1 protein-coding gene is annotated in these 1,788 nt (G+C 52.3%); it reads right to left on the bottom strand.

All coding sequences use genetic code 11. The features are described 5' to 3' along the window. The coding region (locus PPL9_RS05440; protein WP_057461750.1) for a DNA topoisomerase at nt 1-1,520 on the bottom strand (1,520 nt) is incomplete at its 3' end. Nucleotides 1,521-1,788 lie beyond the last annotated feature (268 nt).

Here is a 1,788-nt window from a genome sequence, read left to right as displayed (position 1 = left end):
CGTGCACGCTGGCCTTCATCTTCAACAAACCTCCATGCGTTTTGCATGGCTTCAATCAAAGACCCTTCCGTGTAGCGAGCTGGTGCCTTTGTCTTCTTAGCATCAATGCTGACAGCTGAGACCCCCACGCCTTCACCGTTCCTCACTTGTGGCAATTCGGCCTCGTTATCTGAGGACGACCTGTCTTCGATGAACTCACTGTAAACAGCACGCCAGCCTGAATGAATTGTAGAGCGGCCCACAGTCTTGAAGACAACAGCCTGACCGTTCACCGGCACACTGATAGCAATCTGTGTCTGGTGATATTCGTAATCAGGGCCAAGCGCTGCAAGGAATGTCTTGGCTATGAAATCAAACAGCTTTCGCTCATCAGCGTTCAGCCCTGCAATGATCTTTGAAAACTGATCAATCACAGCTGGATTGGGGATGATGGCATGATGAGATTCACCAGCTAGTCCGGCATCTGAGAACACACCGCGTTTGCCTGTCCTGATTGTTGGTGCCTGCCAGTCGAGATCCTTCACATAGCCGCCGCCGACAAGTGCTGCAAACACAGCGCTTGCTCCTTCAACCATGTTCTCAGGAAGGTATCGCACGGCAGCGCGTGGGTAGGTTGTCAGCTTATGGATCTCATAAAGAGCCTGTGCCACATCCAATGTTTTCTTCGCCGTCCATCCCCATTTGGCAGCTTGTTTTTGCAAGCTTGGAAGATCAACGGGTTTGCCTGGAGCCTGACGCCGGTTTTCCTGTGTGACGCTGGCTGGGCCATGCCAACCGGTTGCTGCTGCAGCTATTGCTTCAGCCGTAGCCTTTTCAAAATAGCGCTCGCTGTCAGCCGGCCGGTGGTGAAGTTGGAACACGCCATGTTCACCTTGAACATCTGCAGTCAGTTCAAAGTAATCTCGCGGCTTGAAGTTGGAAAGCTCTTGCTCACGCCTGCAGACAATTCCAAGCGTTGGGGTGCGAACACGGCCAATGCCAATAACAGCACGCACGCCAGTAGGCACCAGTCTGGTCGTTGCGGTTCTGGTCAGACTGAGATTGAACACTTGATCGGCCTGAGCACGGGCGACCGCTGCATCATAAAGTGGTCGATACTCCGTGTTGGGCTTGGCAGAGGCAAACGCCTCGCGAAGTGTCTTTTCATCTTCTGCCGTAAACATTGCGCGCAGCACACGGCCTCTATAGCCGTAAAAATGCAAGAGGTTTTCGCCAATTGCCTGACCCTCGCGGTCGCAGTCTGTTGCAATGATGACTTGATCGGCACTGCTTAAAGCTCGCTTGATTTTATCAAGGCGCTCACCCTTACCGCTGGTTCTGTCAGCAACCAGCCCATACCGGCCACCTTGTGGGCGCAGCAGCTCTGAAGACCATGCTTTCCAATCCGGATTAGCCTCATCAGGAGATTGAAGCCGCAGCAAGTGTCCTTGTGCCGCCAGTACCTCTCCATACCGAGATCCAACGGCCTTCATGACATTGCGGGCTTGCGAGGGTTTTTCTGTAATGACGATTGATTTCATAGTGCCCCATGCAACTAAAATGGTTCATTTTGCGCGTGCTCGAAAAGGTGATTTCTTGAAAGTCTTCAGAGCGGAGGAGGCAACCCCAATCCAAATTTCAATCATCCAGATTCTACTTGAACAGTTTGGAGCTGCAAGCCCAATTCGACCAGGACGGTCGCAGGCTCAACCTTTTGGCTCTGACTGAGAGGCTGACACATGAGCCCGCCAGATGTGCGGACGGTTTCAGGTCTTCTTTAATCTGCCATCACAATCAATTCTTGAACAA

Origin of the sequence: Pseudovibrio sp. POLY-S9 (assembly GCF_001431305.1) — a bacterium.
Lineage (GTDB): Bacteria > Pseudomonadota > Alphaproteobacteria > Rhizobiales > Stappiaceae > Pseudovibrio.
Note: the sequence above shows the minus strand (reverse complement) of the source record. Positions and strands in the feature narration are given on the sequence as shown.